The 13,062-nt window shown below is 72.2% G+C and carries 12 protein-coding genes; 8 read left to right on the top strand and 4 right to left on the bottom strand.

The annotated features are described in order from the left end of the window. Window position 1: 1 nt before the first annotated feature. Both VGH85_12740 and VGH85_12735 read right to left on the bottom strand, forming a co-directional pair. Window positions 2-751, bottom strand: a complete 750-nt coding sequence (locus VGH85_12740) for an SDR family oxidoreductase (GenBank protein ID HEY2174666.1) — start codon at window positions 749-751, stop codon at window positions 2-4. Continuing rightward, entirely contained in the window at window positions 748-2,052 is a 1,305-nt protein-coding gene (locus VGH85_12735) for an L-fuconate dehydratase (GenBank protein ID HEY2174665.1), read from the bottom strand. Before VGH85_12735 ends, VGH85_12740 begins: the two co-directional genes overlap by 4 nt. 146 nt (window positions 2,053-2,198) lie before the next feature. Here VGH85_12735 and VGH85_12730 point away from each other — a divergent pair, with 146 nt between their 5' ends. From VGH85_12730 to miaB, 4 genes are all read left to right on the top strand, one after another. Continuing rightward, the gene (locus VGH85_12730) at window positions 2,199-3,041 is read left to right on the top strand and encodes a fumarylacetoacetate hydrolase family protein (protein HEY2174664.1); all 843 of its coding nucleotides are present in this window, start codon (window positions 2,199-2,201) and stop codon (window positions 3,039-3,041) included. Continuing rightward, on the top strand, window positions 3,038-4,030 hold the full coding sequence (locus tag VGH85_12725) for an aldo/keto reductase (protein HEY2174663.1): 993 nt from the start codon (window positions 3,038-3,040) through the stop codon (window positions 4,028-4,030). The genes VGH85_12730 and VGH85_12725 overlap by 4 nt, the downstream gene beginning before the upstream one ends. After that, on the top strand, window positions 4,027-4,887 hold the full coding sequence (locus VGH85_12720) for an amidohydrolase family protein (GenBank protein HEY2174662.1): 861 nt from the start codon (window positions 4,027-4,029) through the stop codon (window positions 4,885-4,887). The genes VGH85_12725 and VGH85_12720 overlap by 4 nt, the downstream gene beginning before the upstream one ends. Window positions 4,888-4,983: 96 nt before the next feature. Then, window positions 4,984-6,420, top strand: a complete 1,437-nt coding sequence (gene miaB / locus VGH85_12715) for a tRNA (N6-isopentenyl adenosine(37)-C2)-methylthiotransferase MiaB (GenBank protein HEY2174661.1) — start codon at window positions 4,984-4,986, stop codon at window positions 6,418-6,420. A 9-nt stretch (window positions 6,421-6,429) separates the two neighbouring features. Here the strand turns inward: miaB and VGH85_12710 are convergent, their stop codons facing one another. Then, window positions 6,430-7,653, bottom strand: a complete 1,224-nt coding sequence (locus VGH85_12710; protein ID HEY2174660.1) for a DUF349 domain-containing protein — start codon at window positions 7,651-7,653, stop codon at window positions 6,430-6,432. A gap of 193 nt (window positions 7,654-7,846) precedes the next feature. On the opposite strand from VGH85_12710, the gene miaA reads away from it, so the two are divergent. Then, on the top strand, window positions 7,847-8,746 hold the full coding sequence (gene miaA / locus VGH85_12705; protein ID HEY2174659.1) for a tRNA (adenosine(37)-N6)-dimethylallyltransferase MiaA: 900 nt from the start codon (window positions 7,847-7,849) through the stop codon (window positions 8,744-8,746). A gap of 35 nt (window positions 8,747-8,781) precedes the next feature. Continuing rightward, entirely contained in the window at window positions 8,782-9,681 is a 900-nt protein-coding gene (gene dapF / locus VGH85_12700) for a diaminopimelate epimerase (GenBank protein HEY2174658.1), read from the top strand. On the opposite strand, the gene VGH85_12695 is transcribed toward dapF, so the two are convergent. Further along, entirely contained in the window at window positions 9,600-10,922 is a 1,323-nt protein-coding gene (locus tag VGH85_12695) for an MFS transporter (protein HEY2174657.1), read from the bottom strand. The genes dapF and VGH85_12695 overlap by 82 nt on opposite strands. Before the next feature lie 66 nt (window positions 10,923-10,988). Between VGH85_12695 and VGH85_12690 the strand changes: the two genes are divergently transcribed. Further along, complete coding sequence (locus VGH85_12690) at window positions 10,989-11,519, top strand: helix-turn-helix domain-containing protein (GenBank protein HEY2174656.1); 531 nt, start codon at window positions 10,989-10,991, stop codon at window positions 11,517-11,519. Window positions 11,520-11,573: 54 nt separating this feature from the next. Continuing rightward, on the top strand, window positions 11,574-12,989 hold the full coding sequence (hflX, locus tag VGH85_12685) for a GTPase HflX (GenBank protein ID HEY2174655.1): 1,416 nt from the start codon (window positions 11,574-11,576) through the stop codon (window positions 12,987-12,989). The last annotated feature ends 73 nt before the right edge of the window (window positions 12,990-13,062 follow it).

Below are 13,062 nucleotides of genomic sequence, written 5' to 3'. Positions count from 1 at the left end.
GCTACGCGGGGCGCAGCCGCAGACCCTGCATGCCGCCGTCGACGGCCAGCGCCGTACCGGTGGTCGACGCCGAGAGCGGGCTCGCGAGGTAGGCGATCGCCTGGGCGACCTCGTCGGCGGAGACCAGCCGGCCGATCGGCTGGCGGGCTTCGAGCGCGGCCCGCTCGCCGGCCGGATCCGCCGCCGCGTCGAGCAGGCGACCCACCCACGGGGTGTCGACGGTGCCCGGGTTGACGCAGTTGACCCGCACACCGTCGCGCGCGAGGTCTGCGGACATCGCCATGGTGAGCGACTGCACCGCGCCCTTGCTGGCCGAGTAGAGCGCCCGCTGCGGGAGGCCCGCGGTGGCCGCGACAGAGCAGGTGTTGACGATCGCGGGGTGCGCGGACCGGCGTAGGTGGGGGAGCGCGGCCCGGGCGACGCGCACCATGCCCACCACGTTGACGTCGAAGACCCGGTGCCACTCGTCGTCGCTGTTGTCCTCGACCGTTCCCTGCGCGCCGATGCCGGCGTTGTTGACGACGACGTCGAGCCGGCCGAGCGCGGTCACGGCCTCATCGACCGCCGCCCGCACGGAGGCGTCGTCGGTGACGTCGGCGGGGAAGCCCAGCAGCGGTTTGGGCGCCGGTGACGGGTCGACGTCGAGCACGGCCACCTCAGCGCCCCGCTCGGCCAGCAGCGACGCGGTCGCCAGCCCGATCCCGGATCCGCCACCGGTCACTATCGCGGCCAGACCCTCGAAGTCGTTCATGCCTCTTTCCACACTGGACCATCCGGGAACTGGTATTCGGCAAGGGATTCGGGGCGGATCTGCGCGGAGAAGCCGGGTGCGGTCGGCACGTGGAAGCGCGCGTCGGTGACCGTCACCGGGTCGACGAAGTGCTCGTGCAGGTGGTCGACGTATTCGATCGCCCGGTCCTGCATGGTCGTGCTGACCGCGACGAAGTCGAACATCGAGAGGTGCTGCACCAGCTCACACAGCCCGACGCCGCCCGCGTGCGGGCAGACCGGGATGCCGAAGGCCGTGGCCAGCAGCAGGATCGCGATGTTCTCGTTGACGCCGCCGACCCGTGCCGCGTCGATCTGGCAGACGTCGATCGCCTCGGCCTGCATGAGCTGCTTGAAGACGACGCGGTTCTGCACGTGCTCACCGGTGGCGACGCGGATCGGGGCGATGCCCCGCCGGATGGCGGCGTGGCCGAGGATGTCGTCCGGGCTGGTCGGTTCCTCGATCCACCACGGGTCGAACTCGGCCAGCCGGCGCATCCAGGCGATCGCGTCGGCGACGTCCCACCGCTGGTTGGCGTCGACCGCGATGCGGACCTTGTCGCCGACCACCGCCCGGGCCGTCCGCAGCCGGCGGATGTCATCGTCGAGGTCGGCGCCCACCTTGAGCTTGATCTGGGTGAAGCCCTGGTCGACGGCCTCCCGGGCCAGCCGGGCGAGCTTGGCGTCGTCGTAGCCGAGCCAGCCGGGACTCGTGGTGTACGCCGGATATCCCTCGCCCCGAAGCCGGTGCTCGCGGTCGGCCTTTCCGGGCTCGGCCGCCTGCAGGATGTCCAACGCGCGTTGCGGGGGGAGGGCGTCGGACAGGTAGCGGAAGTCGACGAGGTCGACGACCTGCTGCGGGCTCAGATCGGCCAGCAGCTTCCACAGCGGCTTGCCCTCGCGGCGGGCGTAGAGGTCCCACGCCGCGTTGACGACCGCGGCGATCGCCATGTGCATGACGCCCTTCTCCGGGCCCAGCCAGCGCAGCGGGCTGTCATGGGTGAGCCGGCGGGCGAAGGCGCCCATGTCGGCCACCATCTCCTCGACCGACAGGCCGACCAGGTGGTCGCGCAGCACCTCGATCGCGGCCACGACCACGTCGTTGCCACGGCCGATGGTGAACGCGAAACCGTGCCCGGCGAGCCCGGCCGGGTCGTCGGTGTGCAGGACGACGTAGGCCGCGGAGTAGTCGGGGTCGGGGTTCATCGCGTCCGACCCGTCCAGATCGCGGGAGGTCGGGAAACGGATGTCGGTCGTCTCCAGCGCGGTGACGCGCGAGGGCACAGGCAGCTCCCGGGGGCCGGGTCCTTCGAGCCGTGATTCGGTGCAGGCAGGTATACCAGCCGACCGGCGCCGAGAGGTGGCGGGGGCGGGCCGGCCGGTAGCCTCGGGCACGGTCATCCGAGGAGAAGGAGAGCGACGTGCAGTTCATGAGGTTCGGGGATCCGGGCCGGGAGACGCCGGTCGTACGCACCGACGACGGCCGGCTGCTCGACCTACGGCCGGTCACCGCCGACATCGACCCGGCTTTTATCAGGGACGGCGGTCTCGACCGGATCCGGGCGGCCGTCGGGGCCGGTGACCTGCCGGCCGCGCAGACCGACGGGCTCCGCGTCGGGGCACCGATGTCGCGCCCGGGCAAGGTCGTCTGCATCGGCCTCAACTACCGCGACCACGCCGCGGAGACGCACGCCGACATCCCCGGCGAGCCGGTGGTGTTCACGAAGGCGAGCAACACGGTCATCGGCCCCTACGACGAGGTGCTGATCCCGCGGGGGAGCGTCAAGACCGACTGGGAGGTCGAGCTCGCCGTGGTCATCGGCGCGCCCGCCCGCTACCTCGAGTCGCCGGAGGCCGCCCGGGCCGTCATCGCCGGCTACGCCATCAGCAACGACGTCTCCGAGCGGGCCTTCCAGCTCGAGCGCGGCGGGCAGTGGGTCAAGGGCAAGTCGTGCGAGACCTTCAACCCGCTCGGGCCGTGGCTGGTCCCCGCCGACGAGGTTCCCGACCCGCAGGCGCTCGGCCTGCGGCTGTCGGTCAACGGCGAGACGCGGCAGGACGGCACCACCAAGGACATGATCTTCGCGGTCGACTACGTGATCTGGTACCTCAGCCAGTTCATGGTGCTCGACCCGGGCGATGTCGTGAACACCGGTACGCCGGCCGGCGTCGCGATGGGAATGCCCGACCAGCCCTACCTGCGGGCCGGCGACGTCATGGAGCTCGAGGTCGACGGTCTCGGCCGCCAGCGGCAGCAGGTCGGCCAGGCGTGAGCGACACGGTGGCGGAGACGACCGGCCGGCGGGTCGACGAGCAGCGCCCGCTCGGCGCCACCGACCTCACGGTCAGCGCGCTCTCGCTCGGCACCGCACCGCTCGGGAACCTCTTCACCGAGGTCACCGACGACGAGGCGACGGCGACCGTACGTCGGGCCGTCGAGCTCGGGCTCAGTTACGTCGACACGGCGCCGTTCTACGGCCACGGCGTCGCCGAACGGCGTACCGGCGCGGCACTGGCCGGGCTCCCGCCGGGCCGGGTCCGGCTCTCCACCAAGGTGGGGCGGCTGATCCGACCGGCGAGCGGCGCCGACACCGGTGACTTCGCGGTCGCCGGCGACACCATGCCGGTCTTCGACTTCACTGCGGACGGCGTACGCCGATCCCTCGAGGAGAGCCTGCAGCGGCTCGGGCTCGACCGGGTCGACATCGTCTACATCCACGACCCCGACGACCACGTCGAGCAGGCGCTCACCGAGGCCTACCCGGCGCTGCACCAGCTCCGCAGCGAAGGCGTCGTGTCGGCGATCGGCGTGGGCATGAACGGCCCGCAGATCCCGGCCCGGTTCGTGCGCGAGACGGACATCGACTGCGTGCTGCTCGCCGGGCGCTACACCCTGCTCGACCAGTCCGGGCTGACCGAGCTGCTCCCGCTGTGCCTCGAGCGCACCGTGTCGGTCGTCGTCGGCGGCGTCTACAACTCCGGCATCCTCGCCGATCCGCGCCCCGGCGCCCGCTTCGACTACCGCCCGGCCGCGCCGGAGGTCCTCGACCGGGCCCGGCGGCTGGACGCCGTGTGCCGCCGGCACGGGGTGCCGCTGGCCGCCGCGGCGCTGCAGTTCCCGTTGCGGCACCCGGCCGTCGCCTCGGTGCTCACCGGGGTGCGATCGGTGGCCGAACTCGAGACCAACGCCGCCGCGCTGGCGACGCCGGTGCCCGCCGACCTGTGGGCGGAGCTGATCGCGGACGGGCTGTTGCCGGCGTGAGCGGCGCGCGGCCCGGGCGGATCGACGCCCACCACCATCTGTGGGACGTGACCCGTCGCGACTACCCGTGGCTCGACGATCCGGCCTGCGCCCCCATCCGGCGCACCTTCGCCCTCGACGACCTCACCCCGCTGCTCGACCGGTCCGGCGTCGCGCAGACCGTCGTGGTGCAGGCCGTGGACATCGCGGAGGAGACCGCCGACCTGCTCGAGACCGCCGACGGCCCGGGCGTGGTCGCCGGCGTCGTCGGCTGGGTGGACCTGACCAAGGGCGATGTGGGCGATCGGATTACGGCGTTGCGCGCCGGCACCGGCGGCGCGCGGCTCGTGGGTTTCCGGCACGGGGTCCAGGGCGAGCCCGACCCTGATTGGCTGTGCCGGCCCGAAGTCCGGCGCGGGCTGGGCGCCGTCGCCGACGCCGGGCTCGTCTACGACCTACTCACCCTCCCCGGGCAGCTGCCCGCCGCCGTGCGCACCGTGATCGACCAGCCCGATCTTCGCTTCGTCGTCGACCACCTGTCGAAGCCGCCGATCGCCTCGGGGGACCGCGAGCCCTGGGAGACCAGGATCCGGGCGCTGGCCGCGCAGGACAACGTCGTGTGCAAGCTGTCCGGGATGGTCACCGAGGCCGACCGCGGCGCCTGGACGGTCGACGACCTGCGCCCCTACGCCGACGTGGTGCTCGACGCGTTCGGCCCGGAGCGGTTGATGTTCGGCTCGGATTGGCCGGTGTGCACGCTCGCCGCGCCGTACGACCGGGTCATGGCGGCGGCGGAGGACCTGACCGGCCAGCTCTCCGAGACCGAACGGGCGGCGGTGTTCGGTGACACCGCGCGGCGGGTCTACCGCCTCGCCTGAGGCGGCTGCCAGCCCGATCCGGCGGGCCGCCGGCGACCGCTCGCGTACCCTCGACTCCCGACGGCGCGACGACGAGACACCGAGTCCGGGACGATTGTGAACGCACGCACCTACACGGTCCGCACCTTCGGGTGCCAGATGAACGTGCACGACTCCGAACGACTGGCCGGGCTGCTCGAGGAGGCCGGCTACACCCCCGCGGCCGCCGCGGACTCCGCCGACGTCGTGGTCCTCAACACCTGTGCGGTCCGGGAGAACGCCGACAACCGGCTCTACGGCAACCTCGGCCAGCTGCGCCCGGTCAAGTCCGGCCACCCGGGCATGCAGATCGCGGTGGGCGGCTGCCTGGCTCAGAAGGACCGCGGCGAGATCACCCGGCGGGCGCCCTGGGTGGACGTGGTCTTCGGCACCCACAACATCGGGTCGCTGCCGGCACTGCTGGAGCGGGCCCGGCACAACGACGAGGCGCAGGTGGAGATCGCCGAGTCGCTCGAGGTGTTCCCCTCGACCCTGCCGACCCGGCGGGAGTCGTCCTACGCCGGGTGGGTGTCGATCTCGGTCGGGTGTGACAACACCTGCACGTTCTGCATTGTGCCGTCGCTGCGCGGCAAGGAGACCGACCGGCGCCCGGGCGACGTGCTCGCCGAGGTCCGAGCGCTGGTCGAGCAGGGCGTCCTGGAGGTCACGCTGCTCGGGCAGAACGTCAACTCCTACGGCCGCAGCTTCGGTGACCGGCTCGCCTTCGGCCGGCTGCTGCGGGCCTGCGGCGACGTCGACGGGCTGGAGCGGGTCCGCTTCACCAGCCCGCACCCGCGGGACTTCACCGACGACGTGATCGCGGCGATGGCCGAGACGCCCAACGTCTGCCACCAGCTGCACATGCCACTGCAGTCGGGCTCGGACAGGGTGCTCAAGGCGATGCGGCGCTCCTACCGGCGCGACCGCTACGTCGCGATCCTCGACAAGGTGCGCGCCGCGATGCCGGACGCGGCCGTCACGACCGACATCATCGTCGGCTTCCCGGGCGAGACGGAGGAGGACTTCGCGGCGACGGTGGACGTCGTACGCCGGGCCGAATTCGCCGGAGCGTTCACCTTCCAGTACTCGCCGCGGCCCGGTACGCCGGCCGCGGGTATGGCTGATCAGATCCCGAAGCCGGTCGTGCAGGAGCGGTACGACCGACTGGTCGAGGCCGTCGAAGAGGGTGCCTGGCAAGGGAACAAGCGGCTCGTCGGCGAGGTGGTCGAGGTGCTCGTCACGACCGGCGAGGGACGCAAGGACGCGGCGACGCACCGGATGACCGGCCGGGCGCGGGACGGCCGGCTGGTGCACTTCGCCGGATCGCCGCAGGTCCGGCCCGGCGACGTCGTGCACACCGCTGTCACCTACGCCGCGCCGCACCACCTGGTCGCCGACGGCCCGGTGCAAGCGCACCGGCGTACCCGCGCCGGCGACGCGAGTGAGGCGGGGCTGCGTCCGGCGACTCCTGGGGTGCTGCTGGGCATGCCGACGGTCGGTGCGCCGGCGAGCTGATCCGGGTGGTCAGCGGCTGGTGGTGCGCTCGGCCTCGGCCAGCCAGTCGCGCCGGGCGGCCAGGGCGGCTTCGGTTTCGGCGACCCGGCGGTCGTCGCCGGCGGCCCGGGCCCGGGTGACCGCGTTCTCGGCCTTCTCCACCGCCTGGCGCATCTGGTCGAGCAGTGGGTTGCTCGCCGTGACCTGGGCCCGCTCGTCGGCGGCGGCACGGACCCGTTCCTCGGCTCCGCGCATGCGGTCGTCGAGGGCCCGCGCCGACTCCCGCGGAGCAGGGCCGACGGCGTCGTAGCGTTCCTGGATCCGGCGCAGCGCGGCGCGGGCGCCCTGCCGGTCGCGATCGGGATCGAGAGCCTCGGCCTCGCCGATCAGTGCCTCCCGGGTGCGTTGGTTGTCCAGCTTCTCCGCGTCCCGGGCCCGTAGCAGCTCGGCCCGCCGGCCGAAGAACGTGTCCTGCGCGGCGCGGAACCGCTTCCACAGCGCGTCGTCGACCGACTTCGCCGCGCGCCCGGCGTCCTTCCACTCCCGCATCAGCGCCTTCAGGCGCGACGCGGTGGGTCCCCAGTCGCTCGACTCCGCCAGGCTCTCGGCCTCGGTGATCAGGCGCTCCTTGTGCTCGCGTACGGCGTCGCGTTCGACGTCGAGGGCGGCGAAGTGCGCGCCGCGCTGGCGGGTGAAGGTGTCGCGGGCGGTCCGCAGCCGTTTCCACAGTGCTTCGTCGGTACGCCGGTCGACGCCCTTGATCTCGCGCCACTCCTCGACGATCGTCCGGAACCGGTCGCCGGTCGTCTTCCAGCCGGAGTCGTGGGTGGCGAGCCCTTCGGCCTCGACCACCAGGGCCTCCTTGGCGGCGACCGCTCGCTCCCGGGCCGCGGTCCGGTCGGCCGCACGGGCGTCGGCGCGGCCGCGGGCGGACTCGATGAGCCGCTCCAGCCGCTGGTCGAGGGCATCGAGGTCGCCGACGACGCTGGCGGTGGGCAGGCCCTTGCGCAGGTCGCGGGCGTGCTTGCCCGTGGCCGCCGGGTCGCCCGCGCCGGAGGCCAGCCGCTGCTCGAGCAGCTCCACCTCGGTGACCAGGTCGGCGTAGCGCCGGGCGAAATGCTCCAAGCCGGCCTGGGGGTCGCCGGCCTGCCAGGACCCGACGCTGCGTTCACCGGCCGACGTGCGCACGTAGACCGTGCCGTCGTCGTCGATGCGACCCCACGAGGTGGCCGATCGGTCGGTGCCTGGCGTCATCGGGTTTGCTCCTCCTCCACACCCGACCCTGCAAGAGGTGCCGGTGCGGGCATTCTCACAGGTTCGGCGGCCGCACGGCCACGGTGATACCTGCGCCGCGGTCACCGGCCTCCGCACCGATTAGCCTTTCAGACATGCGGGCGCCCGACCACACCGGCGGTCATTCGGCCGACCGGCCTACGCGGCGACGGCGGTGAGCGCGCCCCCACTGATCGCGGTCGTCGGGCCCACCGCCGTCGGGAAGTCAATGCTGGCGGTCCGGCTGGCGCAGCGGATCGGCGGCGAGATCGTCAACGCCGACTCGATGCAGATCTACCGGGGCATGGACATCGGAACGGCGAAACCCACGGCCGCCGAGCGCCAGGGCGTGCCGCACCACCTCTACGACGTCTGGGACGTCACCGAGGCGGCCAGCGTGGCGGAATACCAGCGACTCGCTCTCGCCGCCGTGGCGGAGATCCGCGGCCGGGGCCGGATCCCGGTTCTCGTCGGGGGTTCCGGGCTCTACGTACGGGCGGTGGTCGACCAGATCGACTTTCCGGGCACCGACCCCGATGTCCGGAACCGCCTGGAGCGCGAGCTCGCTGACGTCGGCGCGCAAACGCTGCATCGGCGGCTGGCGGGCGTCGACCCGGCCGCGGCCGAGGCGATTCTGCCCAGCAACGGCCGCCGTATCGTGCGCGCACTCGAGGTGATCGAGATCTCCGGGCGGCCCTTCTCGGCGACGCTGCCCTCCTACGACGACCGGCCGGGGTGCCGGCAGATCGGTCTCGACTGTGTCGACCTCGATCCCCGGATCGAGGCACGGGTCGACCGGATGTGGGCCCGCGGGCTGGTCGACGAGGTCACCGGACTGCTCGCCGTCGGCCTGCGGGAGGGACGCACCGCGAGCCGCGCACTCGGCTACGCGCAGGTGCTCGACCTGCTGGCCGGCCGGTGCACCGCGGACGAGGCGCGGGAGCAGACGCAGCTTGCGACCCGGCGCTTCGCCCGCCGGCAGCGGTCCTGGCTCCGCCGCGATCCGCGGGTGATCTGGCTCTCCGCCGACTCGCCCACGCTCGAGGACGAGGCCCTGCGCCGTACGCTCGACTGAACGGTCGGGCGTCGAGGAGTGACGAGGGAGACGGCGTGGACAACGGGTTCGTGACGTTCGTGAAGGGACACGGGACGGAGAACGACTTCGTCCTGCTACCCGATCCGGGCGATCGCCTCGACCTGCGGCCGGAGCTGGTCCGGGCACTGTGCGACCGGCGGGCGGGGATCGGGGCCGACGGCGTGCTGCGGGTCGTGCCGGCGGCGGAGGGCTCGGGCGCCCGCTGGTTCATGGACTACCGCAACGCCGACGGCTCGATCGCGGAGATGTGCGGCAACGGGGTGCGGGTCTACGCGCGGTACCTCGTCGATGCGGGGATGGCCGAGCCGGGTGAGCTGATGCTCGCCACCCGCGGCGGCCTGCGCGCGGTCCGCGTACCCGAGACCGGTGACGTCACGGTCGACATGGGGACCCCGCAGCTACTCACCGACAGCCCCGTCGTGGCCGGTCGACCGGGCGTCGCGATCTCGATGGGCAACCCGCACGTCGTGGTCCGGGTCGACGACGAGAATTCTCTCGACGCGCTGGACCTGTCCTCGCCTCCCGTTGTCGAACCGGCGCTGCCCGACGGACAGAACGTCGAGTTCGTCGTGCGCAGCGGCCGGCGGCGCCTGACGATGCGGGTGCACGAGCGCGGGGTGGGGGAGACGCGCTCATGTGGCACCGGGGTCTGCGCCGCGGTCGTGGCGACGGTCGCGGCCGACGGCACCGGCCGCGGTGACGAGTTTCAGGTGCAGGTCCCGGGCGGCGTCCTGACCGTGTCGTGGCGGACCGACGGGACCGTCCTGCTGCGCGGCCCGGCGGTCCTGGTCGGCAGTGGCCGGCTGTCCGCGGCGTGGTTGCGGCAGGCGGGTCATACCTCGCCGTCGACGGACTCCAGCTCCGGCTCGGCGCCGGTGGAATCGGGTTCGGTGGGCTCCGGCTCGGGGTCGTAGCCGGTCGGCAGTTCGCGCATCCTGCGCAGCGGCGACAGATAGGCCGGAAGAAAGACGAACAGCGAAGCCACGGACGCCACCCACACCGTCTCGCGCACACCGATGGCCGAACCCAGTACGCCGCCGATCAGCCCACCGACCGGCATGGTGCCCCAGACGATGAAGCGCATGCTGGCGTTCATCCGGCCGAGCAGCCGGTCGGGGCACAGTCCCTGGCGGAAGCTGACCTGGGTGATGTTGTAGACGGTGGAGCCGGCGAAGGTGACGAAGAATCCCACGGCGGGCAGGACGAGCAGCCAGCCATGCCCGGCCAGCGGAAACAGCAGCGCGAAGACCCCCGACACCGCCACGCTCTTCCAGATCGTCTGACCCTGCCCGTAGCGATCGGCGATCCGCCGGGCCAGCAGCGCCCCGAGCAGGCCGCCGACGGCGCCCACGCTGAGCAGCACACCGATGAGGCCGGCGGACAGGTGCAGTATCCGGGCGAGCAGCACGATCATCATCGCCCCGCTCATGGCGGAGAACAGGTTCGAGCTGCCGGTGGTCGCCGCGATGGCCCGCAGCAGCGGATCCCGTACGACGAAGGCGACTCCCTCCTTGATCTCGCGGCCGAGATGCGCGTCGGGCGCCCGCTGCGGGCGGACCTCGCGGTGGCGGATCAGGCCCACCCAGAGCGCCGACCACAGGAAGCTCGCGGCGTCGGCGAGCAGCGCGGTCGCCGGGCTCAGCACCTGGACGAGCAGGCCGCCGATGCTCGGTCCGGCCACCATCGAGACCGACTGGCTCGCCTGCAGCTTCGCGTTGCCCTCCACCAGGTGCTCCCGACCGACGAGGAAGGGCAGGTAGCTCTGGTAGGCCACGTCGAAGAAGACGGTGAAGACGCCGTTGACCAGCACGACGACGTACAGCTGCCCGATCGTGAGTACGCCGAGGTAGGCGGCCACCGGCACCGAGCCGAGGGCGACTCCGCGGCAGAGGTCGGCGACGATCATCACGTTGCGGCGGCGCATCCGGTCGACCCAGGCCCCGGCGGGGAGGCCGACCACGAGGAAGGCGAGCGTTTCGAACGTGGTCAGCAGGCCGACCTGGAACGGTGAGGCGTGCAGCACCGTGACGGCGAGCAACGGGGCGGCGAGCAGGGTGATCTGCGTCCCGAACTGGCTCACCGTGTCGCCGCACCACAACCGGACGAAGTCGCGGTGGTGGATCAGGCTCTGAGCCCCGGCACGATGGCGCACCATTGCAGCCTGAGCGAGTGATTGGGAAATGTCAATGACTTTGCTTCAGGCGCCCCCTAGGCTGTGTAGATGGCGACGGACCGTGTTCGCCGTCCGGCGACGGAATCCGAGGCACGCACCCTGGCGTCGGCCGTGCGGCTGCGGATCCTCCGGCTGTGCCTGGACGACGAGCTGACCAACAAGGAGATCGCGGACCGGCTCGGCCGCGATCCGGCGTCGGTGCTGCACCACGTCCGGCGCCTCGTCGACGACGGGTTCCTGCAGGCGCTGCCGCCCCGCCGCGGACGTCGGGGAGCGCGCGAGCGGCCCTACCGGGCGACCCGCAAATCCTGGGAGCTCTCCCAGAGCGACGTCGAAGTGGTCGGTCAATCCTCCGATGCGATGCTGCAGGCGTTCCTGGCCGAGGCGGCCGAGGCGGGCACGCTGAAGAGCGCCTCACGGCTCGGCCTGACCCTCGGCCCGGAGCAGCTCGAGGAGTTCCTGGACCGACTGCAGGACGTGTTCGACGAATATGCCCGCCGGCCGCCCGATCCCGACGGAATCCGATGGTCGGTCTTCTTCGCCATGCACCGCGATCGGCGCGGGGTACACCCGGAGTAGCTCCGGCTAATGGAGGTGTCTTCCCCCGCCGCCCGTGGCACCATTGACGTACAGATGACTGAACCCGCTGCGGCACACAGGCCGCTCTTCGAAGCTGACGGCGAGGGCTTGGAGCTCGCCGAGCGCCAGGCACTGCGCCGCGTCACCGGACTCGCGACCGAACTCTCCGACGTCAGCGAGGTCGAATACCGCCAGCTACGCCTCGAACGGGTGGTCCTGGTCGGGGTATGGACCGACGGCACAGCCGCATCGGCGGACAACTCGATGGTCGAGCTCGCCGCTCTGGCCGAAACGGCCGGGTCGCAGGTGCTCGAGGCGCTGGTCCAGCGCCGGGACCGGCCGGACCCCGCGACCTACATCGGCTCCGGCAAGGCCCGCGAGCTGCGCGACGTGGTGGTGGCCACCGGCGCCGACACCGTCGTCTGCGACGGTGAGCTGACCCCGGGTCAGCTGCGCCAGCTCGAGTCGATCGTCAAGGTCAAGGTGATCGACCGGACCGCGCTGATCCTCGACATCTTCGCCCAGCACGCCCGCAGCAAGGAGGGCAAGGCGCAGGTCGAGCTCGCTCAGCTGCAGTACCTCATCCCGAGGCTGCGCGGCTGGGGCGAGTCGATGTCCCGTCAGGCGGGCGGCCGGGTCGCCGGCGGTGGCGGCATCGGGACCCGTGGACCAGGCGAGACCAAGATCGAGACCGACCGGCGGCGGATCCGGGCGCGGGTGGCCAAGCTGCGCCGCGAGATCGCCGGAATGTCACAGGTCCGGGGTACGAAACGGCAGGAACGGGTACGCCGCGAGGTTCCGGCCGTCGCGATCGCCGGCTACACCAACGCCGGCAAGTCCAGCCTGCTCAACCGCCTCACCGGTGCCGGCGTACTGGTCGAGGATGCCCTCTTCGCGACCCTCGATCCGACCGTACGGCGGGCGCACACCCGCGACGGCCGGGAGTTCACGCTGACCGACACCGTCGGGTTCGTCCGACACCTGCCGCACCAGCTGGTCGAGGCGTTCCGCTCGACCCTGGACGAGGTCACCGACGCCGACCTGCTGGTGCACGTCGTCGACGGTTCGCATCCCGACCCGGAGTCGCAGATCGCCGCGGTGCACGAGGTACTCGGCGAGATCGACGCCACTCGGGTGCCGGAAGTCCTCGTCGTCAACAAGATCGACGCGGCCGACCCCGACGTGCTGGGCCGGCTGCGCCGCCTCTACCCGGACGCGGTCTACGTCTCGGCCCGCACCGGCGCCGGGCTGGAGACGCTGCTGGACATGCTCGAGGACCGGGTCCCGCACCCGCAGGTCGAGGTGACCGTGCTCGTGCCGTATCAGCGTGGTGACCTCGTGTCACGGGTGCACGACGCCGGCGACGTACTGGCCAGCGATCACACGGCGGACGGGACCCTGCTGCACGCCCGGGTCCACGGGGAGCTCGCCGCGGCACTGGAGTGCTACGCGGTCGCCGTACCGCGCTGAGGATGGCCGAACCGACGGAAAAGCGAGAACTGTCGGCCTCTGCCATCGCGCCGATTGCCGTGGTCGGCGTACT

Source organism: Mycobacteriales bacterium (assembly GCA_036497565.1).
Taxonomy (GTDB): domain Bacteria; phylum Actinomycetota; class Actinomycetes; order Mycobacteriales; family QHCD01; genus DASXJE01.
This window is presented reverse-complemented; position numbering and strand designations above follow the sequence as displayed.